Origin of the sequence: Ktedonobacter robiniae, from assembly GCF_016587375.1 — a bacterium.
In the GTDB taxonomy this organism is placed as follows: Bacteria; Chloroflexota; Ktedonobacteria; order Ktedonobacterales; family Ktedonobacteraceae; genus Ktedonobacter; species Ktedonobacter robiniae.
The window spans coordinates 2,660,584-2,681,112 of sequence record NZ_BNJG01000001.1; the positions used below are offsets into that span (position 1 = coordinate 2,660,584).

Sequence of the window (20,529 nt, forward strand, 5' to 3'; positions counted from 1 at the left end):
GGTGCAGGCGACCGCCTGCACCTCACACTATTATCCTTTATCCGGAATGTATAGAACCTAGCGGAGGCACATATTCGCGCCACTCTCATCACCGAAGCAATTTCCACTGCGCGTGAGAATGATCACTTTACTGATCGTGGGAAATTGTTTCAGCGTGGTATTGATCTGTGACTGCACACGCGCATCCATGCCGATTCCCGCTGAACTGAGATCTCGGCAGAATTGAACGGTGGCGGTTCCTGTCTCAGGGGTACTGCCTTTGGTGTTGAGCTTAATAGTGAAATCCGCTCCACACGTGGAGGCGCCCTTGAGCATAGAGGTTAGCTCGGTATAGTACCCCTGTGCCTGCTCGCTGGCATTGGGACCCGCGATCAGGTATTGCAGGGAGGCGGTAGCAACGGCCTGGCTTGTAGTGGTCCGGTTAACGGGATAGACCAGGGTCATGCTATCCTGGCCATGCTTCGAGAAGTAGACCTTGACATGATATTCCTTGCCTGGCTGGCTGGTTCCCGTATTGGTGGGCTGCTGACCACCATTATTGGCAGTACTGTCATTGCCATTGGTGGAGCCTGTAGGGCTACTGGCTGGGGTAGCGGTACTCGTTGTGCTGGTCTGGCTGGCGATGTTGCGACCGGTGCCGCTATCGCTAGCGCAGGCGGTAATGAAGGCTGCGAGTACGAAGAGCAGACTAAGCGTGAGTATTGTGAAGAGATGCGAAGAGCACATAGAGTTAGTGGATACAAGGCGTCGTTGCGATTTACCACTCATGTTGGGCACTCCTTTTTGTTCAGCGTTTAACTGTAATTTAAACACGAGAAAAGTGTTACAAGCTTCAAAGGAAACATAACATAGAGAATATAGTATGCATGTTAACTAACAGTACTTCTTTTAAGAGTGCTTTTCTACGAGAAGCGGATCTCCATGTTTCATTTTACACGCCAGTCAAAGAGGAAATGGTACTTCTGGAGGTATGATAGTGCGAATTGTAGCATTTTGTTATGAGGTGTTTCACAATTTGGCAGAGAACTTCATCACATTCAGAGATGTTTTGAACGCCTGATTTTGCTGCATAATCCCATGCCCGCGCACTTGACGATGGGTAGAGCAGGCACTACAATATTCTTGGATCAAAATGTCTTCCCCATATTTCATGGAGGTGTTTTCTACATGCCGTTGTACGAATATTACTGCCCAGACTGCAAGAACAAATTTGAGTTGCTGGTCAGCTATAAGCACGCGGATGATGTCGTGTGTATGAAGTGTCATAGCGAAAAGGTGCGTCGACTTCTTTCTGTATTTGCTGCCCAGCGTGGGGGGCGGAAGATGGTGGAGACGACTATTCTCCCTCTATGGGTGGCTGCGGGTGTGGTGGTGGTAGCTGTGGATGTCATTAAGATCTTATTCCGAAACCCAACGTCACTTACGTGACTAGCGCTTCCCCCATTCGGGGACAAGCGCGCTCAGGGTTTTCGGAGAAGTAGTAAGTATTTTGGCGCAGTAGACATTTCCTATGTATAGCGAACTTGGCAGTATGTCCTGGTAGCGGCCTGGGGGGCGCCTGGTAGCAGGGTCTCTCATGGACTGGCTCTTCTGGTCGCGCGAGGCATCTATAGACAGGTTTATGGCATATGTTGTTTAACAAAGTAAGTTATCGGCGTGGTCTCATCGAAGGAATTATTCTCTTTACTCTTGGTCGTCTTTGCGCGCTCATTAGCCCCCTTGTCTTTCCAGACTGGACCTATGTCGCGGCCCCTATGTTCTTTATGTTTTTAGAGTACGTAGTTCCGCCTATCTGGGCGGCTCGCCGCATGACCTCTACCAGGCGTGAGCGTTTGAGCAAGCGCTTTGTGTTCCTGGGACCTCTGATGGCTGCCTGGTGCCTGGGGATTGATCTGGTGATCTCGCTTGGGCTTGGCCTGGCGGTTAATCCCTTTGGGGGCATCCAACAGGGACCTGCGTTGCTGCGTATGCTGCAAGGCGGTCCAAATCACCTGACCCCTGGTGCTTTTGCCCTGGCTGAAGTGAAGACTGCCCTCACCTTATTAGCCTTCTATACCATTGCTGTCATCTGCACTCGCCTGGCTGGAGGTGGCTTCCTGCGCTTTACTATGCCCGCGGGCGGCAATCGTGTCACCCTCTAGGAACGTATATCACGCTACCTTGTCTTCCGCCTTTCGTTGATGCTGTATATTGTTCTGCATAAGGTGCGGTAAACGCTTTTTTGTTAATCTTCTTAGTCTTCAAACGACTCCTCTTGCCTGCCTATATCGTGCGTGAGAAAGTACAGAAGGCAGAATTCTTGCTTATGGCAGGCCCATTTGTTACAATGTTTCTGAACTGTTATGCTTAGCTTGTCTCCGTTGGCATGGCGAGATGAAAGGTACGGTAAGTAATCCGTGTCAAAAGTGTACGCAATCACGAACCAAAAAGGGGGCGTGGGCAAGACGACAACTGCGATTAATCTTGCCACGTACCTGGCAGCCGCTGGCCGGAAGGTGCTGCTCTTAGATATGGATCCTCAGGCCAATACCACCAGCGGGATTGGCGTCACGGATCGCAAACGCCAACACACGCTCTATGACCTGCTGGTGCAGGAGGATGAGTCAATCACTATTTTTGATGTTATCGTGCCTTCTGATCGACGCGAGCTGGTGGTTGCCCCTTGCACGGTCGATCTGGCCGCGGCCGAGGTGGAACTGGTAGGTGCGCTAGCGCGCGAGCATCGCTTGCGCGACGCCATTCAGCCCATTCGTGATCGTTGCGATTATATCATTATTGATTGCCCACCCTCCCTTGGTCTACTGACGATTAATGCCCTGGTGGCCTCTGATGGTATTTTGATTCCCATCCAATGTGAGTACCTGGCGCTCGAAGGCCTTACCCAATTGCTCAACACCGTGAATATTGTCAAAAATAAGTTGAACCCATCGCTCTTTATTGCCGGGGTGGTGCTGACCATGTTTGACCCACGCACCCGCCTGGCCGGTGACATCGTGCGCGAGGTACGCAATCACTTTCCCAAAGAGGCGTTTCAAACGATCATTAATCGCAATGTCCGCTTGAGTGAAGCTCCCAGCTTCGGTCAGCCAATTCTGGACTACGATCCGACGTCTCCGGGTGCGCTAGCCTATCGTGCGCTCGCTGAGGAGGTAATGGCTCGTGGCTAAACAACGTTTTGGTCTGGGGCGCGGCCTGGATGCCCTGATCTCGGGCGCATCCGATGTGATGGGGCCCCAACAGCAGGCGCCAGCCGCGAATGCCGATGTTGGCGCTCTGCCCCTGGTCTCTCTGGAAAGCATTATCCCCAATCCACGGCAGCCTCGTAAAGTGTTTCGCGATGATGATCCCAAACTCCTCGAACTGAGTGCCTCCATTAAAGAGCATGGACTCTTACAACCCATTGTCGTGGCACGCCTGGACCAGGCTGAAAAGCGCGCCGATACGGGCGATAGCTGGTTTGGTGAGCCGGGCGAGTCTACTTCAGCGGTTGTCTCGAACGATGAGGCGATCGTGCGCTACCAGATCATCGCGGGTGAGCGTCGCTGGCGCGCTTCCAAGATGGCGGGCCTGAAGCAGGTACCCGTCGTCGTCAAAGAGGTAACGCCGCAGCAAATGCTGGAACTGGCCCTCATTGAAAATATCCAGCGCGCCGATCTCAATCCAATTGAAGAGGCGATGGCGTATCAAGAGCTGGTCCAGACCTTTGGTCTGACACAAGAACAGGTGGCGCGCCAGGTGGGGAAGGATCGCTCCACGATCACAAACTCCTTACGTTTACTGCAACTGGCACCCAAGTTGCGTGAGGCCCTGGTCAATCAGCCAGATATCTTCACAGAAGGCCATGCTCGCGCCTTAGCGGGTATTACACGCGAGGAAGACCAGGTGACCGCGATGAACCAGGTAATCGCGCTCCACCTAAATGTGCGCCAGACCGAAGAGCTGGCTTCGCGCATCAAAGCCTCGCAAGATATCGAGGCCGCAGTGAAGAAGATTACGACGACATCGGGTCGCACACCTGAACTGGAGTCGCTCGAATCGCAATTCCGCGATTCCCTGATGGTCAAAGTAGATCTTAAGTGTAACGCCAAAGGCAAAGGCACACTTGTGCTCCATTTTAACGATCAGGATGAGTTGGAGGGCCTCTATTCACGCCTGGTCAAGAAAGAAGATGCAGAGTAGTGGTTGTATGCGTGCGGGCAGCCGTAGACTGCCCGCACGCATACAACCACTACTCTAAGTTGTTAGAGGGGTGAAGATAGTGGAAGATGAGCAGAATCTATTTGAGGAGTTTCGCGGCCAGTTAGTCGCCGCGCGCATTGCTTTTCTCGGGCAACTGGCAAAGTTTAGTCGCGAGGAACTGGCCCTCTCGCCCGGTAAGGTTGAGTGGTCTCCTATCCAGGTCGCCTATCACCTGTATGTAACGGATGGTGAAACTCTGGAGCAGATGCGGCGTGTGCAGAGCGAGGAGAATCCGCTTCTCTCCTTCGCTGAAATCGAGGGGCCAGCCCAGGTTGGAGCGAATACTGAGCTACCAGCGACCCTCGAAGCGATCATGGCTGGTATGGCCGCGCGTCGCGAAGAACTCTTTCAGTTCCTTGCGGAGCTTTCCCCTTCAGGCTGGGAGCGAGTATATCGCCACCCTCGCGAGGGCCAGCTCAACTTTCCCCAGCTCGTTCAACTCCTGGTTGAGCATGACCAGCGCCATGCTCAGCATCTGGCACGCATAAAACTCGCCCGCGAACAACGCCCCCATGAAATTTAGAGAAGAAAATGTGCTGCTCTCTCAGGCTGCCAGCGGCAGCCTGAGAGAGCAGCACATTTTCTTCGGCATAATTATATTAAAATCTCTACAAAAACGTAATTCTCAAACAGGTTTTGGTAGGTTTCTCCTTGTCAGGACACGCAAAGCACGCTATTATATGAAGAGATTTCGCAGAGGGCATCAGGCCCTGCAATAGAAGATGCAGAATCAGGCCCACCGGGCTGATCGATACAAGGATTAATGGAAGCAATGCAGCACTATACAGCTACTTCTACCGCGAAGACGCCCCCTCCTCACACGGGCGTGGCGCGTTTTCTGGACGCGTGTTATCATCGTCAACCCGACGCGACGCCGGTCTGGTTTATGCGCCAGGCGGGGCGTTGTCTCGCGGAATATCGCGCCCTACGCCAGAAATATGACATGCTCACAATGGTCAAGACTCCTGAGTTGAGCACGGAAGTCACCTTGATGCCGGTCAAAACCTTTGGCGTGGATGCGGCGATTATCTATTCTGATATTTTGACGCCACTTGAGGCGATGGGCGTCTCATTTGAGATCCGCCACGAAGTTGGACCGCTCATTCACCACCCTATTCGCAATCAGCAGGATGTTGAAAATATTCGCATCCCAAATGGACCAGAGATCGCGCCCTATATGATGCAGGCGATCCAGATGGTGCGCCGCGAGGTTGAGGGAAAGCAGGCGGTGATCGGTTTCGCGGGTGCCCCCTTTACCATGGCGTGTTACCTGATCGAGGGACGCCCCTCGCGCGATTATCGTAATGCCAAGGCCATGATGTATAGCCAGCCTGAGTTGTGGCACGCGCTGATGGAGAAATTAACAACGGTCACCCAGAGCTATCTTGGTGAGCAGGTGCAGGCGGGCGTCGATGCCGTACAACTCTTCGATAGCTGGGTTGGCGCGCTTAGCCCCAGCGTCTACGAGCGCTATGTACAGCCGTATGTACGCCGCATCTTTGACAGTGTCAAGCAGACAGGTATCCCCGCGATCCACTTTGGTACTGGCACAAGTGCCTTGCTGGAGTCGATGACTGCGGCGGGCGGAGACATTATTGGCCTGGATTCGCATGTGGAGCTTGATGAAGGTTGGGAGCGCGTTGGCTTTGAGCACGGCGTACAGGGAAATCTGGACTCCATCCTGCTTCTAACCGAGTGGCCGGTGATTGAGAGTGCCATGCGCGATGTCTTGAAACGCGCGGCCAATCGCCCGGGGCACATCTTTAACCTGGGGCATGGCGTATTGCCTCCCACCAATCCAGATCTATTGCGCCAGCTGGTCGAGGCCGTTCACGCCGAGACGCAGAGGTAGTAGGGAGGAGCAGAGCTACTATGTCAGCAGAGAAGAAGAACCTCTCAACCGTGTCAGAGCATACCGGTCTGGCACGCTTTATGGCCGCCTGTGAGCACCGCCAGCCCGATGCGACGCCGGTCTGGTTTATGCGCCAGGCTGGCAGCACCTTTGGCGCGTACCGCAAGATGCTGGAGAAATATGATGTCCTCACCATCGCCAAAACGCCCGAACTAAGCTCACAGGTCGCGCTCTTCCCCATCCAGGAGTTGGGTGTGGATGCCGCCGTACTCTTCGCGGACATCATGCTACCTATCGAAGAGATGGGCGTTGAACTGCACCTGGAGCCGGAGGTTGGCCCCATCATTCACCATCCTATCCGCGATATACAGGCCGTCGAGGCCTTGCGTACACCTGCCCGAGACGAGGTGACGCCCTTCGTCATGAATGGAATTCGCCTGATTCGCCGTGAGCTTGAAGGCAAACAGGCGGTGATTGGTATCGCAGGCGCCCCCTTTACCCTGGCGTGCTACCTGATCGAGGGACGCCCCTCGCGTGATTACCGCCACGCCAAGGCCATGATGTATAGCCGCCCCGATCTATGGCACGCGCTGATGGAGAAGATCTCCACGGTGATTGCCAACTACCTCGTGGCGCAGGTGCAGGCAGGCGCGAATGTGGTGCAGGTCTTTGATAGCTGGGTTGGCTCGCTTAGTCCCAGTGCGTATCGCACCTTTGTCCTGCCCTATACGCAGCGTGTCTTTCAGGCCGTCAAAGCGACTGGCGCGCCCGCCATTCACTTTGGTACAGGCACGGCCTCCCTGCTCAATGTTATGACTGAGGCAGGTGGCGATGTAATGAGCATTGACTGGCGTATGGATCTGGATACTGCCTGGGAGCGGATCGGCTATGAGCGCGGTATTCAAGGAAATCTCGATCCCGCGTTGATGTTAACCTCCTGGCCTGTCATTGAAGAGAATATGCGCGATGTCCTACGCCGCGCGGCGAATCGCCCAGGGCACATCTTCAACTTTGGGCACGCCATGCCCATCGGCTCGCAAGCTGACCTGTTGCGCCGCCTGGTAGAAGCAGTCCACGAACAAACCCAGAGGTAAAGATAGAGAGAAAGATAAAGGATAGAGATCATGGCAGAGAAACATATTGGCGTTCTATTGATGACCTATGGCTCCCCATCGACGCTCGATGAGGTGCCTGAATATATGCTCAATGTGCGTGGTGGACGCGAGCCTGAGCCGGACCTGGTGGTGGAGTTTCGCCGCCGCTATGATTTGATTGGTGGCTCGCCCCTGGTGCGCATCACGCGCGAGCAGGCCGCGGCCCTGCAAGGGGAGCTGAATAAGGATGGCGGCGATACGCACTATCGTGTGGATGCCGGAATGCGCTTCTCCCATCCATTTATCTCCGAGGTTCTGCCCGAGGTTGCCAGCAACGCCGACAAACTTGTTGGCATCGTGATGTCGCCCCAGTTCTCGCCCATTATTATGGGTGGCTATGTGCGTACTCTCAACGAGGCCGCGGCCCAGCTTGGTCGACCAGAGATGCCAGTGCGCGTGGCTGGCGATTGGCACTTGCAGCCCCTATTTATCCAGGCGCTTGCTGAACGTGTACGCCAGGCTCTCGAAGAGAAGTTCGCGCCCGAGGAGCGTGACCAGGTGCCAGTGCTACTGACAGCCCATAGCATGCCGAAGCGCGTCATCGAGAATGAGCCCGACTACATCAACAACCTCAAGGAGACCGCCGCCGCGGTCGCGAAAGAGGTTGGGCTGGCCGATGATCGTTGGATGTTCTGCTATCAGAGTGCGGGCCATACCCCCGAGGAGTGGCTCAAGCCCGATTTTGCCGACATCATGCCCGAACTGGAGGCGGCTGGTCGCAAGCATGTGCTGATCGCGCCGGTGCAGTTCCTGGCCGATCACCTGGAGATCCTATATGATATCGAGGTGGGTGCACGTGAGCAGGCCGAGGAGCATAACATCCACTTCGCGCGCATCGAGTCGCTCAACACCTCGCCACTCTTTATCAAAGCCCTGGCCCAGGTAGTACGCGAAACACTATAAGTCACAAATACAAAGAAGCGGTGGCGTCGGCGACGCCACCGCTTCTTTGTATTTGTGACTATAAACCTGCGCGAAGTTCCTGGAGGGTTGCCAGGCGCTCGCGAGCGATTGAGCTGCCGGGATTGATCTTGGCCAGGTTGCGGTAAACGCGGCTGGCCTGTTCATACTCGCCAACGGCCTGGTAGGTCTGACCAAGCATATCGTAGGCGTCGAAGTTGTTGCGATCAATCGTAATCAACTGCTGTAGTGCGGCCACAGCCTCTTTGACCTGCTGGGTCTCGAAGTAGTGGCGAGCAATAACAGCCTGGTACCTGGCCGCTTCCTGAGGATGCCCGACGCGGAAGCAGAAGCCAACCACCTCACGCAGCAGATCCATCGAGTTGGGGTCCAGCTCCGCGGCGCGGCAGAAGGCAGCCAGGGCCTCCTCGCTATCACCCGTCTCGTCATAGATATTGCCGATGCGCTGAAGTGTCGCGGCGGCCTCGGCGGTGTTATTGCGGCGCAGGTTAGCATCAACTAGCAGGCGCAATTCCGCGATACCCTCGTCGAGCAGGCCACGATTGATGTAGATGTCGGCCAATTCTTCGTGGGCCTGTGGCTCCTGGGGGGCGAGGTGAACTAGTTCGTTGAGCACCTTGAGCGCATTGTCGACCTGACGACTCTGGCGGTAGTGGCGAACGAGATCCATATACTCACGAACGGCGGTCGAAGGATCCGGGCGGCGTGCTGAGATCTCCGCCAGAGTTGAAGCGACCTCGTCGTTGCCGGCGCGCACTTGCTTGACCTGGCGCATGATATTCTCGGCCTGATCCTGGCGCCCACTACGTCTGTAGGCCTGGGCCAGCAAGAGCGAGATTTCGACCTCGGGTGCCTTGTGCTCTTCACCCTCTTCGCGTGGACGTGCGGCCCATGTGGTGGGGTCCAGCAAGGCAGGAGCACGGCGCACAGCTTGTAGCGCCTGCTCGAACTGCTGAATAGCCGCCTCTGGCTTGCCCTGGCGCAGATAGCAGTGAGCGCTACCAACGCGTGCCAGCACCTCTACCGCGCTATCGCGGCTAGCCAGTGCATAGGAGTCGAGCGCCTGGTCAAAGTTTCCGCACTGCTGGTAGACCTGGCCGAGAGAGTAATGCACATCGGCGTTGTTGGGATAGATATCGGCGGTCTGTGTGTACTCGCGGATAACCGTGTCCGCGTGCTTCTGCCCCTCGCCGCGCAACTGCCAGCGGATGCGATTGAGCACCTCAAGCGTGTTGGCGCGGATGGCACCAATATTGGTGACCTGGGCGATATGCCAGCGCACCAGGGCCGTGATATTGCGTGGATCAACCTGGAGGACGCGCTGGTACTCCGCTACCGCCTGCTGACTACGGCCTAGCTTTTGCAGGGCCAGGGCGTAGTTGAGGCGCGTTGGTACGTTGGTTGGGCTCTCCTGAAGGGCCTGCTCAAGCTCGGTCAGCGCACGATCCATATAGCCCAGGCGCAGGTAGGATTCCGCGGCAAGGGTGCGCTCGCGCAAGAGATCCTCTTTATTGCCCTGAGAGGAGAGCAGATTGATCAGGCGCATGCGATAGGTCAGGTTATTTGGCTCAAGTTGGAGGATGCGGCGATAGGTCGCGATAGCATCCTCAATGCGCCCGTTTACGATGTAGGTATCGACCAGGATGGCATACTTGGTAATGGCCTGCTCAATCTTGTTCTGGCGGACGTAGATCTCGCAGAGCACCTGGTGAACGTCCAGGTACTGGGGAGCCATATCGATGACCTTCAGGCACTCCTCAGTCGCGGGCGTTAGTAAGCCGTGGTTGATGTAGTTTTGGATATCGCGCATGGAGCGCACAACCTGCGAGCGTACGCTCTCGGGAAGCGTGGCCGTGCTGGCAAGAACCGCCTCGGCCGCCTGCATATTGCCCTGGTTTCCCGCCATCTGGCTCAGCAACTCTTCGGTTGACTGCTTGCGCTCGGGGGTGACGGCGCGATACTCCTGCGAGGGAGTGCTGCCGGGCAGCATCAGGTTCATCTGCTCGAGAGGAACGGGTGCTCCACTGGTGGTCAGCGGAGGTGTTCCCAGCGCCTGTAACATCTGTTGTGCGGTAGGGATAGCGGGCGCGGCAGGCTGCTGGACAGGCGGAACCGCTTGCATTGGCTGTGAGGCCGATGCCGGAGCAGGAATCGGCGCCACTGGCTGAATGGGTGCCGATAGTTCCTGCTGGAGCGCAGCCAATTGTTCAGCGGCTGAGGGCTGAACATGGCTGGGTGCCAGCGGCTGCGACGCAGGCTGCTGTTGTTGCAGTTGGGCCAGCGGTTGTGACGCGGGCTGCTGCTGAGGCAGGGCCAGGTTGTCAGCCGCAGGAGCCGGCTTAGGATCATCTGTGAGCCAGGATGTCGAGGTTGGCGCTTGTGCGACCGGCTGCTGTGGCAGCGGCTGTGATGCCGGCTGTGGTGGCTGCTCGTTCTCACCAATGATGCCAGTCAGCCAGTCGGGAAGCTCGCCGACCACGCTCTGACCTTGAGGCTGAGGCGCGGGCTGCGGAGCCTGTGGCTGTTGGGGTGCCTGAGGGGCCTGCGGAGTGTTAAGCGCATTATTGATATTCGCGGTATTAAACATCATCGTCGAGGCTTCAGAGATGGTCTGTGCATGTTGCTGCTGTGGTGCCTGCTGCGCGGGTGGCGGTGTGACCGGCCGCGTTGGCAAAGGCGCGTTCTGGGCCTGTTGGAGCATGAACTCCACCTGCGCGACCTTGTCGTTCCAGCCCCGGCTGCGTAAGAAACCCAGCAAGGCGTTATAGACCGTCATGGCCTGTTCTTGCTCGCCCAGCAAACGGTGGGCTTCTGCTGCCTCTTGACAGAGCTGAACCAGCTGGTCAGATTCCTCAACGGTTAGTGCATCGAGGTTGACGCGGTCGACTGCCTCGTCAAAGTGGATGGTGGCTGTACGCAAATCGCCACGCGCACGGTAACACTGACCGAGTGCGTAATAGCAAGAGAGCGCATAATCTGGATCGTTAAGGAGCAACTGGAACTGGTTGATTGCGTCATCCCAGCGCTGTTGCTCTTGATAAAGCCAGCCAAGAAAATAGCGGGCGTCTGGCCTATCGAAGCCGCTCTCCAGAATCTGCTCACAGAGGTCGATAGCATCATTGAAACGACCCTGGTCTTGAAAAATCTGGGCCTGCTTCAAGACCTCTGTGACCTGGTTAGCTGTAATACGATTGCGAGGCGCGCCTACAGGTCTATTGAGTACCTGGGATGAGTCTGGACCCACCCCACCGAAGTTGCCCATGCTACCCATGTTACCCATGATGCCAGTGTTACCTCCGCTGATATTATCCGATGAAACAGTATCGGCTAGAAAATTATCGGAAAAAGGTGTTTGAGCTTTTTGTGCTGCTTGCTGTGCCTGTGCAGAGCCGGGGGAAGCGGCCTGGGTCTCTGGAAAGACCTGGTTCCCCGGGGGACCTGCCGCCGCTGGCGGTCCATTCATGATATTTGTCATGGTATTTGTAATCTGGGCCAGTAGCTGCTTCGCTTGAAGGTTCGACCCATCGGCTCTTAAGACTTCTTCGCATTGTGTACGTGCGGCGGCCAGATCCTGCTGCTCTATATAGCCTTGCGCGGCAGCCAGGCGTTGCTGAAGCATGGCCGCGATATCTTTTTTTTCAAAGTAGTAGCTTGCCAGGCGCTCGTGAGGCTCGGGACTTCTGGGAGAAAGCTGAACCGCTTTTTGCCAGGCCGCTTCGGCGCGCGCGCCCTGGCCAGCTTGAGAATAGAGATCTGCCAGGTGTAAATAAGCTTGATACGCATCCTGGCGTCTGTTGAGTATGCCATAGAGTTCCGCGGTCTTGCTTAAAGCAATGACATTGCTTGGATCGCGCTGGAGCGCGAAGGCGTATTCTTCGAGTGCCTTTTGCCACTGCTTCATCTGCATATAGCAGAAACCCGCCCCACTACGCGCGGTCACATCTTCTGGGAACTCTTTGAGTGCCTGCTGATATTCATATAATGCTGTCTCCCACTGGCTATCCCAGCGATAGCGGTCGGCAGCATTGACGGCTGTACTAAAGACTTGTCGGTTCCCAGGCATAAAATCAACTTTCTCAATCGAGAGAACTACATATCAATGGCTATCGCGCATGCATCTCTGAGGCTAGGAAGGCGATTCAATGAGTCTAGCTTAGCCTAGTCAGAAGTTAGCGTACTACAAATATCCCACCTGGACACTTGTTTTGGTACTAAAGTACTTGAGACAGAACCAGGGAAGAAAACGTGCGTTCGCTTGAATGCTTCACAAGGCCAAAAAAGCTCTGTAGGCGGTTCTACACCATCTTATAGGGGGATCAGAGCGCGTTTAGATATCGGCGCTCTACCATGTGGTAGGAGACTATGCCTCCGACAACTCTCTCGTGTTTGCCTATCCCCTGGCTAGAGACGCGAAGCCTTCTTACTTACCTCGTGCCTGGGAGGAGGAAGCCTCTGTTGTAGACGCCACTTTTCCCAGGCTCATTGAAGTAAACGTTGCTTGTGTCTCTCTTTTGCATGGTTGCCTCGACGGTTGGCATGCTTCTGGGACTTCCTGCCTATACGGAAGCTTAAGAGATTAGCTGCGGTAATTTATGAACTGGAGGGGAACGGGAAGATCTTTCTCTTTCAGGAGCGCAATGACAGCCTGGAGCTCATCGCGGCTCTTGGCTGAAACGCGAATAGCCTCGCCCTGAATCTGTGGCTTGACCTTGGGATATTTATCGCGAATGGTTTTGGTAATACTTTTCGCGAGATCTTGCGCAATTCCCTGTTGCAGTTCAATAACCTGGCGTACTCGCCCTGAGGCCGCGTCTTCCTCTTTACCTGGCTTGAAGATCTTCAATGATAGGCCGCGACGGACCGCCTTCGACTCGAGGATATCGCGCACACCCTTGAGCGTGAGTGTGCTTTCGGTGTTGATGACAATGGTATCTTTCGTCTGTGTAATCTCAGTTTTCGTGTCTTTGAGATCGAAACGCGTCTGCACTTCACGACGTGCCTGGTCGATCGCGTTTACGAGCTCCTGCTCATCATACTCTGAGACTATATCAAATGAACATTCTGCCGCCATAAAATCCTCTCCCTCGGTTGATGCTAGCTATCCCCATGTGCAAGTTATTTCGGGTAAGTGGTGTGGTGCGCAGGCTATCACCGCGCACCACACCACTTATTCTACATCGATGTATGACACATGTTTCAGGGGCATTGTAAACCATTTTGCCGATCATTGCCACTTTATCCCCCAAGTGGGACACTATGAAGCTCAGTGAATTATGGCAGCGCACTATAAAGCGCGAAAAGGCGAGGAGACGTCCTGGCCTCTCTCACTTCTCGAATTCATTCAATATACTAAAGAATGCTATCTCACTTTTTCAAAAGTTGCTACTAGTACTTTCTGCCTCTGCATTTTCTGGGTTGCCTCTACTTATTGTAAACCTCTATCCTGACCAATGAGATAAGAGCAAAGCGGGATTTCATGGGGTGAAACCTCTTAAATGTTTGCTTTGTATTGTAGCGATTCCTTAACCGATGTGTGAGGCATCTTTACTTCTTCACACTCTTGTGTTTAACGGAGAGTAATGCTAGAGTCCATTCAGGGAGGAGTGGCGGATTATTGATGATGAATGCGACACGCAAGCCTAGTGTGAAAGGTAATCGGGCCATATCATGGCGAAGTATATACGACCTAAGTTACTTCCCCATCACGAGGGTGATTCCGCGCTCTCTTCAATTACTATTTCGCAGTTCTGGCATGGGGGCGAGATGGCCACTGAGGAGCAGGCGCGCAACTTTGAGCTGTTACGGCTCGCGTTTTTTGTGTTAAAGCTTCGCAAACTAGAGGCTACAGTCGCTGAGAGTGAGCGCGACGCCGACTTCGCGTTTCGCTGCAACCTGCTCCGGCATGCGATCTTTCACCAGGTCGTGACGCTGACCCGCCTACAAGCCCGTGAGCAGGCGCTACAAATCATTACCGCTTGCCAGCACAATTAGCCCGCCCGCTTGATTGACAGTGCTCAATGCTACCAGATCACCCTTGGGGAATGAATTAGATCAGTAATTGAGCTATTGTTGTCGCTTGATCCTGGGTGAGGTGCCCGGTGACACGGATGCCGATACCTTTTTCTGTCCAGGCCAGGCTGGCCAGGTTATTTATCTGCGCGAAGGTCGCGTTGGTGGATCGAAGCTTGAGGCTCTGCCCCGCTGTCCCCTCCAGGTTCGCCAGGGGCGCTCCTTCTGCTATGGTGAAGATCTGGCTGCCCTGCATATAGTTCAGCAGGTAAATGGCATTCTTCGGCGTGCCAAGCGTCGTAACACCATTTAAAATGTACTCGCTATGGTCCCCCGAGATGGCCAGCAGGCGATAGCCAGCCTTCTTCTGGGCCTGAGCCAGGGAGAGCAGGTCGCTATTGCTACTGCTTGCCGTGGGCAGCGCCTCCTCTTTGACTCCCGCGGGGACAACAAAGGTAAATTTTCCTGAATCGACAGGGGTGTTCAGCTCGAAGGCATCAAAATGCATGCTCACCGGCCCCAGGCTGGCGAGCGTTAGATCCATGCGTAACGGCTGCTCGCTGCTTTTATCGAGATAGACCTCGCCCTGGTAACTTAAGCTCCCCGTATTCGATCCACCCTGATCACCACTCTCCTGGGGCACCACATGCACCTGGTAGGCCGCCTTGCCATCGACGCTGGTTTTATCGCTGACAAGTGTACCAGCACTGCTGCCAAATACAGAAAGCAGCGTATTGAGCAGCAACTGAACCTGGCCGCGACCAGGAACAGCCAGGATAGAGCTACTCTGCTGGGCGGGACCTACATAGACAACCTTCTGTGAGGGATCATACTGCCACATCTTTTTACCATCACTCACCGTGAGGCTCCCCGCGACCGCCTGTGGAAGCGTTGAGGTGAGCGTCTCATTCCGGTTCTTGCCTCCCTGTGCGCTCCACTGCTCCAGCCTGATTGTACCCGTGGCTGCGCGTCCCTGAAGTGTAAGGGTGAATCTGCCATGCAGGGTTTTCGCGCTATTGAGACGCTGCGCAATGCGGTCAAGCAGTTGCTGTCCCGGCGAACCAGTCAGGGCCAGGTTGCTTATACCAGGATAGGTTCCTGTATGGATCATAGCGTCTGTAGGGGTTGGCTGACAGGCGCTCAGTGACAGGGCTAGCATGACCAGCAGGACAGCAGGTAGGCTGAGTATAGAGCGATGGCGGTTCATAATTGGTGTGCTCCCAATAGATATCTAATATATATCTACGGCCTTCTACGGATGCGTGCATTATGGCAGCAAAGATATGCTCTCTCATTATATATAGCACGGTTTAGCGGAGTATGCCAGGGTGAGAGGGCGCTGTGCTACTGAACAGTGACTTCGAAGCTGGTGTCTTGCGCGGGAGAGCCGGGTACTTCAAGATGCACACGTAGCAACCAGGACCCACTCATGGAGAATTGCAGGCGCATGCTATAGACGCCATTGCCCTGGCGCTGTGCCTCGGCCTGTGTCGTCTGCATATTCATCTCCTCCATGTCTCCGCTAATGAAGAGATGCGCGTTTGTCACGAGTTGCTGCTTGCCTGTACGTACGATCTGAAACGCGAGGGTGGCTGGATGGGTCGTTACAGGGGGATTGGGATCGACCTGGAGCGTGATCGTGTAGGCCCCCACTTGTTTGCTCTGAACATGGGCGGTGGGCGCCTTTTGAGACTCAACATTACTGACAAACGCGCCAAACCAGGCCACGAGAAGGAGAAAGCCGATTCCCACGGCGAGAATCAGCATATTTCTGCGTAAGTATGGCTTCATGCTTTTTTACCTGCGCCGGGTACTTTGACGTACACCTGGTTATCTTGAATGCGAGTTTCCAGGCGAGGGAGCGCCGCCAGGTAGAGCACGGGGCCTCGCATAGGGTCCCCATACTTGCTAAAGAGGCCGCCATGACAGGGGCAGGCGAAGCAACGTCCATCGCTATCCCATTGTAGCAGGCATCCCATATGGGGACAAGTCGCCATTAGGGCTACAATCTTGCCTGCTTCTTGCCCATCGTCCTGGTCATAGCGCACAATATAGCCCGCGAAAGCCTCAGTTTGGAAGCGTTGTGCTTCTTCTTTTAGTTGGTCGAGGTGCGCGATGGGTTCCCAGTGTGAGAGGATGTTATCGGGGACGATCTTGGTGGCATATCCCTGACCTTTTTGATGCGGCGGCTGATTATTGCTGGCTTGCCTGGTAAGTATGGAGCCGAATGTGGCTCCTGCGGCAAGGGAGGCTGCAGCCACCGCGCTATTCGTCAGAAGCGAGCGACGTGAGAGTTCCCGCTTAGGGTGAGACGTAGATAAATGAGGCGTTTCGCCGGTTGCGGTTGGCGTGGGCCGTGGTGAGGTGGCCTTGTCTAGATCTAAAGTTTTTTGATCATGCTTCGTTTGGGTTGTGAGGGATGAGAGGAGTTCTTGCTGCAAGCGCTCTACAAAGAAGGGACAGGGCGCTATATCTTTGGCTGCGGCGGCGCGTAAGCATGAATACATGCGTAGCACGGGAAGTTGCCCAGGAGGGAGCCGGGGTGGCTGTGTTGGGCATTCCATGCGTAAAGCCTCGATATAGCGTTCTAGCTCGGCGTATTCTACAAGAAGGTCCTGGTCCTCGTCCGACATAATCCTTGTTCCTGGTGTCGTTCTACTGTTCTACTGTTCTACAAGTATTTTTTCAAGTTCGGCTGCGCGCCTGAGTGCGCGGAACTGAAGCACTTTCACGTTGGCTTCAGTTAGATCCATCTTCCTGGCTGTCTCTTTAATCGAGAGATTTAAGAGGAAACGGTAAATGAGTACATCGCGGTAGTGGTCGGGAAGGGCCTGTAAGATGCGTTGTACGTACTCTGTGGCCTGAAGGGAGGAGGCTGATGATGTTTGCGTCTCCTCATCCTCATCCTCATCTATAGGTCCCTCCCAGCCCGCCTCTAACAATGCTTCTAGTGAACTGGTAGGAACGCGATAATGGATACGCCAGTAGTCTGCCAGGGTGGTCTGCGCGATGCGAAACAGCCAATTCTGCATGCTTTGAGGCGAGCGTTCTTGATCCAGCCCATGTACGGCTTTCATGAATGTTTGTGAGGTTAGGTCCTCCGCCTCTTCTCGATTGCCTACCTTACTGTACATATATCGGTAAATCAAGCCGATATTGTCCTCATAAAAATGTTGCAGCACTACATTGGCAATCCGTACGCCAGGCTGCGATGCACCCTCTTCTCGCTGGTCCATAGCGAATGCCCTGTTCTGCTGGAAAAGGCCATGAGCGTTGCTGGCGAGCTTGCATGTCCGAGCTATAGTGCCTGGTTGCTTGCTCCTGGTATCCGCGCTTTGCTTTGTGCTTGAGATCTGCCTGGGAAGTATTCTATCGGGCTGGTTGGCTTCAGGCCAGTAGTATGAATCAGGGTGCGCGGTATCTACCTTACCTGGCGAGCATCTACCATACTGTAGATCTGTAGGTTTTATATGGTACCTATCCAGATGGAGTATGCTTGGCCGCATGGGCTTACCAGGCGTGTTTGAGCTTCTTGCCAGTTTAGTACACATGGCTGGTTGTCGTGTATAACTACGTTTAAGGTTACAGGTCTATAATTGCTTGTGCTTCTGGCTAACATCCTGTGTTGCTTCTACTGTAAGTATATATGCTCTTCCCAAGCCTGCCAGGCAAGTAAGGGGTTTGCGCCTGCGGCACTCAGAGGGAAGAAAGCACGATAGTGGTTTTGTTCCTAAACTTAGGTAGAAAATGTACAGCAAATAGGGTGGGTACCTGATGGCCGTTGGACCAGGTTTGCTATAGTATAAACGTACGTATTTTTCTAAAGGACCTCCATCTATAGAGCCTTAATTGGCCAATAATTGCATCTTCTAGATGGGGATCTGGTTGTGTAACCAGGGTAGAGGAGCACCATTTTTATGTTTAATATCGCACCACAGGTGGTGTCTATTGCTGAGGCTTGCCTGGGGGGGTTACAAGGTCGATCCGCGTTGTTGATTGGTCCCGAAGAGCGACGAAACCCCTATTCATATCTCTTGCGCGATGCTCAGATGAGACAGGTATATCAGGAAGATACGTCACTGCATATTGTGTCTCTCCTCCCCGCCGTTGATCTCTTGATCAGTGTGCCTACCCTGGATAATGGAGGATCTGCTATTCAGCTGAGTGCCGCGAAACTGGCGACAGCCTGCACCGGGCGCCGCAGCCCTCTCTTTATCTTTGATCTCTCGCCCACGCCTTCAGTAGAAGAGATGGCTGGACTATTGCCAGCGGTCTGCCTCTACACTCCCGAAGATTTGCGCCGAATAATAATTAAAAACGAAATGAAGGCGTCTTGATCCATATGATACACTCAAGTCGTCTTATATATGGAAGGTTTTGATCGGCTTGAACTCTTGGTAAAGGGACAATAATGGAAGTTATAAAAATATCGCCTCGTGGTTACTGCTATGGTGTTGTAGACGCCTTAAATATCGCGCGTAAAGCGGCCAAGGATGCCTCTCTTCCCCGGCCTATTCATATAATTGGACAGATTATTCATAATCGCCATGCCATTGAAGAGCTTTCAAGCATGGGCGTGATCACGGTTGATGGCCCTGATCGCCTCTCGATTCTGGAGAATATCCAGCAGGGGACCGCGATCTTTACCGCGCATGGCGTTTCGCCTGAGGTGAAGCGGCGCGCCCAGGAGCGTGGCCTCTACTGCATCGACGCGACCTGCCCTGATGTCACGGTGACACATGACCTGGTTAAGGACCTGGTCACCAAGGGCTATTATGTGATCTATATCGGCAAGAAGGGCCATCCCGAGCCTGAAGGGGTCATAGGTGAGGTTCCCGGCCATATTAGCTTGGTGGAAACCGAGGCTGATGTCGATGTCCTGGCATTGAGCGAGGACCAGCTACAGAAGCTGGCCGTCTCGACTCAGACTACGCTCTCGCTCTGGGATACCCATCGCGTCATCCAGCATATTAGGACCAAATATCCTCAGACCGAGGTCTATGTCGATATCTGTCGCGCGACCCAGACGCGCCAGGAAGCGGTCGCTGATCAGGCCAGGGGCGCGGATCTGACCGTGGTTGTGGGTGATCCACGCAGCAATAATACCAATCGCCTGGTCCAGGTCTCTGAGGAGAAAGCCGGCGTACCCGCAGTGCGTATCGAGGATCTCTCCCAGCTCGACCTCAGCTTACTTAAGGGCAAGCATAAGATTGCGGTAACAGCGGGTGCCTCGACACCTAGCCAGATTACGCGTGCCGTGATTCGTTTCCTGGAAGAGTATCAGCCTGATCAGATCGAAGAACCAAGCAACGTTTAGAGTAATAGGGGATGAACTGGGTCCCGGCAAACCGCAGGCTTGCCGGGACCCAGTTCATCCCCTATTACTCTTTATGCTTCAAAGACCTCAAAGAAGTGCTCGAAGAAGTATTGCGTATTCACATTTGTAGCAAGCTGATGGCGTGCCTCCTGCCCGTCAGGCTGCCAGTAGGTCTTGCCTAATAGCTCTTCGTCTTTGAGTTCTATATTAATCGTGCCAGGCGTGAAGGTTGCGACCTGTTCATCAAAAATTGTAGCTGCAGCCAGAGGACTGTAAAACGTAATCGTTTCCTTATGCTGGAACCAGACCTCCGCGAAATCGAGAACCGGGTGCAGGTGAGGTAGGTGACAACGCGCGCGGAATTCCCCGGCAGGTGTACTGATTTGTTCGGAGATGTCAAAGCCAACACTACGATGAATGGGCACATTGGCCCGGTAAACAATGGCGGCGGCATAGGGATCATTGAGCACATTCCATTCACGTCCAGGAAGCGTGTATTGGCCACATGCCAGAATAAGGCCCTTGAGGAGTTGGGGGATATCTGGTTGAGTAGCGAAGAGGAGCGCGATATTTGTCAATGGTCCGGTTCCAAGCAGCATCACCTCGCCCGGGTAGGCGCGAATGGCATGATTGAGAAAGGCGATGGCCTGTCCATGAGGAAAGTCGACATCGTGTTTCCAGTTGGCGAGCGCCATGGCCTGAGGAGCATGGGCCTGTCGTAGTGGTGTCATCAAAGGTTGCTCAACCCCGGGATAGATGGGGATATCCTTATCCACGGCATTGCAGAGACTACTGGCGAGCATGGCGCGTAGATACGGTTCTCCTGTGACTGTGGTAATACCCAGGAGATCACACGCTGGCTGCGCGAGGAGGTAAGCGAGGCACACCGCATCATCAATATTGCTGCCAATATCTGTATCGAGGATGACATGGGTCCTGGATGTTGTAGGTGAAGACATAGTACCTGGCTGCCTCCTTCGCTCGCTAGTTGATATTCTACTTTATTATAGCCATGTAGAAATAAGCTGTTTCTGCCC

The 20,529-nt window shown here is 54.3% G+C and carries 19 protein-coding genes; 11 read left to right on the top strand and 8 right to left on the bottom strand.

The annotated features are described in order from the left end of the window. Positions 1-57: 57 nt before the first annotated feature. Complete coding sequence (locus JMJ04_RS11205) at positions 58-768, bottom strand: GerMN domain-containing protein (RefSeq protein ID WP_201370571.1); 711 nt, start codon at positions 766-768, stop codon at positions 58-60. A 399-nt stretch (positions 769-1,167) separates the two neighbouring features. Between JMJ04_RS11205 and JMJ04_RS48660 the strand changes: the two genes are divergently transcribed. From JMJ04_RS48660 to hemH, 8 genes are all read left to right on the top strand, one after another. Beyond that, the gene (locus JMJ04_RS48660) at positions 1,168-1,428 is read left to right on the top strand and encodes an FmdB family zinc ribbon protein (RefSeq protein ID WP_201370572.1); all 261 of its coding nucleotides are present in this window, start codon (positions 1,168-1,170) and stop codon (positions 1,426-1,428) included. Between the two features lie 200 nt (positions 1,429-1,628). Continuing rightward, a complete protein-coding gene (locus JMJ04_RS11215; RefSeq protein WP_201370573.1) occupies positions 1,629-2,141 on the top strand; it encodes a hypothetical protein in 513 nt (170 codons plus the stop codon). A gap of 255 nt (positions 2,142-2,396) precedes the next feature. Next, the gene (locus JMJ04_RS11220) at positions 2,397-3,167 is read left to right on the top strand and encodes a ParA family protein (RefSeq protein ID WP_201370574.1); all 771 of its coding nucleotides are present in this window, start codon (positions 2,397-2,399) and stop codon (positions 3,165-3,167) included. After that, positions 3,160-4,179, top strand: a complete 1,020-nt coding sequence (locus JMJ04_RS11225; RefSeq protein WP_201370575.1) for a ParB/RepB/Spo0J family partition protein — start codon at positions 3,160-3,162, stop codon at positions 4,177-4,179. Before JMJ04_RS11220 ends, JMJ04_RS11225 begins: the two co-directional genes overlap by 8 nt. 79 nt (positions 4,180-4,258) lie before the next feature. Further along, a complete protein-coding gene (locus JMJ04_RS11230; RefSeq protein ID WP_201370576.1) occupies positions 4,259-4,762 on the top strand; it encodes a DinB family protein in 504 nt (167 codons plus the stop codon). A gap of 249 nt (positions 4,763-5,011) precedes the next feature. Then, positions 5,012-6,091: a uroporphyrinogen decarboxylase gene (hemE, locus tag JMJ04_RS11235; RefSeq protein WP_201370577.1), complete on the top strand. Its 1,080-nt coding sequence runs from the start codon at positions 5,012-5,014 to the stop codon at positions 6,089-6,091. A gap of 20 nt (positions 6,092-6,111) precedes the next feature. Further along, complete coding sequence (gene hemE, locus JMJ04_RS11240) at positions 6,112-7,185, top strand: uroporphyrinogen decarboxylase (protein WP_201370578.1); 1,074 nt, start codon at positions 6,112-6,114, stop codon at positions 7,183-7,185. Between the two features lie 30 nt (positions 7,186-7,215). Continuing rightward, positions 7,216-8,148, top strand: coding sequence for a ferrochelatase (gene hemH, locus JMJ04_RS11245; RefSeq protein WP_201370579.1), 933 nt, complete (start codon positions 7,216-7,218; stop codon positions 8,146-8,148). A 58-nt stretch (positions 8,149-8,206) separates the two neighbouring features. Here the strand turns inward: hemH and JMJ04_RS11250 are convergent, their stop codons facing one another. Then, positions 8,207-12,229 (bottom strand): tetratricopeptide repeat protein, encoded by a 4,023-nt coding sequence (locus JMJ04_RS11250; protein WP_201370580.1) that lies wholly within the window; start codon positions 12,227-12,229, stop codon positions 8,207-8,209. A gap of 513 nt (positions 12,230-12,742) precedes the next feature. Then, positions 12,743-13,237, bottom strand: a complete 495-nt coding sequence (locus JMJ04_RS11255; protein ID WP_201370581.1) for a YajQ family cyclic di-GMP-binding protein — start codon at positions 13,235-13,237, stop codon at positions 12,743-12,745. 596 nt (positions 13,238-13,833) lie between these two features. On the opposite strand from JMJ04_RS11255, the gene JMJ04_RS11260 reads away from it, so the two are divergent. After that, the gene (locus JMJ04_RS11260) at positions 13,834-14,157 is read left to right on the top strand and encodes a hypothetical protein (protein WP_201370582.1); all 324 of its coding nucleotides are present in this window, start codon (positions 13,834-13,836) and stop codon (positions 14,155-14,157) included. Between the two features lie 55 nt (positions 14,158-14,212). On the opposite strand, the gene JMJ04_RS11265 is transcribed toward JMJ04_RS11260, so the two are convergent. The 4 genes from JMJ04_RS11265 to JMJ04_RS11280 all read right to left on the bottom strand — a co-directional run bounded on the left by JMJ04_RS11265 (position 14,213) and on the right by JMJ04_RS11280 (position 17,411). Continuing rightward, positions 14,213-15,382, bottom strand: a complete 1,170-nt coding sequence (locus tag JMJ04_RS11265; protein WP_201370583.1) for a LolA family protein — start codon at positions 15,380-15,382, stop codon at positions 14,213-14,215. Between the two features lie 137 nt (positions 15,383-15,519). Then, complete coding sequence (locus JMJ04_RS11270) at positions 15,520-15,966, bottom strand: FixH family protein (RefSeq protein WP_201370584.1); 447 nt, start codon at positions 15,964-15,966, stop codon at positions 15,520-15,522. Next, positions 15,963-16,808: a QcrA and Rieske domain-containing protein gene (locus JMJ04_RS11275; protein ID WP_201370585.1), complete on the bottom strand. Its 846-nt coding sequence runs from the start codon at positions 16,806-16,808 to the stop codon at positions 15,963-15,965. Before JMJ04_RS11275 ends, JMJ04_RS11270 begins: the two co-directional genes overlap by 4 nt. A 30-nt stretch (positions 16,809-16,838) precedes the next feature. Then, positions 16,839-17,411, bottom strand: coding sequence for an RNA polymerase sigma factor (locus tag JMJ04_RS11280; protein WP_201370586.1), 573 nt, complete (start codon positions 17,409-17,411; stop codon positions 16,839-16,841). A 681-nt stretch (positions 17,412-18,092) separates the two neighbouring features. Between JMJ04_RS11280 and JMJ04_RS11285 the strand changes: the two genes are divergently transcribed. Next, positions 18,093-18,512 carry a glutamyl-tRNA reductase gene (locus tag JMJ04_RS11285; RefSeq protein ID WP_201370587.1) on the top strand — a complete coding sequence of 140 codons (420 nt, stop codon included), beginning with the start codon at positions 18,093-18,095 and terminating at the stop codon, positions 18,510-18,512. A 74-nt stretch (positions 18,513-18,586) separates the two neighbouring features. Continuing rightward, a complete protein-coding gene (locus tag JMJ04_RS11290; RefSeq protein ID WP_201370588.1) occupies positions 18,587-19,492 on the top strand; it encodes a 4-hydroxy-3-methylbut-2-enyl diphosphate reductase in 906 nt (301 codons plus the stop codon). A gap of 71 nt (positions 19,493-19,563) precedes the next feature. Here JMJ04_RS11290 and JMJ04_RS11295 read toward each other — a convergent pair whose 3' ends face one another. Next, positions 19,564-20,451: a nucleoside hydrolase gene (locus JMJ04_RS11295; RefSeq protein ID WP_201370589.1), complete on the bottom strand. Its 888-nt coding sequence runs from the start codon at positions 20,449-20,451 to the stop codon at positions 19,564-19,566. Between the last annotated feature and the right edge of the window lie 78 nt (positions 20,452-20,529).

Bases quoted from the DNA above. Each gene is read 5' to 3' on its own strand.
- JMJ04_RS11260 (WP_201370582.1), top strand. From the start codon at position 13,834: ATGGCGAAGTATATACGACCTAAGTTACTTCCCCATCACGAGGGTGAT.
- JMJ04_RS11290 (WP_201370588.1), top strand. From the start codon at position 18,587: ATGGAAGTTATAAAAATATCGCCTCGTGGTTACTGCTATGGTGTTGTA.
- JMJ04_RS11280 (WP_201370586.1), bottom strand. From the start codon at position 17,411: ATGGACCAGCGAGAAGAGGGTGCATCGCAGCCTGGCGTACGGATTGCC.
- JMJ04_RS11270 (WP_201370584.1), bottom strand. From the start codon at position 15,966: ATGAAGCCATACTTACGCAGAAATATGCTGATTCTCGCCGTGGGAATC.
- JMJ04_RS11205 (WP_201370571.1), bottom strand. From the start codon at position 768: ATGAGTGGTAAATCGCAACGACGCCTTGTATCCACTAACTCTATGTGC.
- JMJ04_RS11255 (WP_201370581.1), bottom strand. From the start codon at position 13,237: ATGGCGGCAGAATGTTCATTTGATATAGTCTCAGAGTATGATGAGCAG.
- JMJ04_RS11265 (WP_201370583.1), bottom strand. From the start codon at position 15,382: ATGAACCGCCATCGCTCTATACTCAGCCTACCTGCTGTCCTGCTGGTC.
- JMJ04_RS11295 (WP_201370589.1), bottom strand. From the start codon at position 20,451: ATGTCTTCACCTACAACATCCAGGACCCATGTCATCCTCGATACAGAT.
- hemH (WP_201370579.1), top strand. From the start codon at position 7,216: ATGGCAGAGAAACATATTGGCGTTCTATTGATGACCTATGGCTCCCCA.
- JMJ04_RS11250 (WP_201370580.1), bottom strand. From the start codon at position 12,229: ATGCCTGGGAACCGACAAGTCTTTAGTACAGCCGTCAATGCTGCCGAC.
- JMJ04_RS11215 (WP_201370573.1), top strand. From the start codon at position 1,629: ATGTTGTTTAACAAAGTAAGTTATCGGCGTGGTCTCATCGAAGGAATT.
- hemE (WP_201370577.1), top strand. From the start codon at position 5,012: ATGCAGCACTATACAGCTACTTCTACCGCGAAGACGCCCCCTCCTCAC.
- JMJ04_RS48660 (WP_201370572.1), top strand. From the start codon at position 1,168: ATGCCGTTGTACGAATATTACTGCCCAGACTGCAAGAACAAATTTGAG.
- JMJ04_RS11275 (WP_201370585.1), bottom strand. From the start codon at position 16,808: ATGTCGGACGAGGACCAGGACCTTCTTGTAGAATACGCCGAGCTAGAA.
- hemE (WP_201370578.1), top strand. From the start codon at position 6,112: ATGTCAGCAGAGAAGAAGAACCTCTCAACCGTGTCAGAGCATACCGGT.
- JMJ04_RS11285 (WP_201370587.1), top strand. From the start codon at position 18,093: ATGTTTAATATCGCACCACAGGTGGTGTCTATTGCTGAGGCTTGCCTG.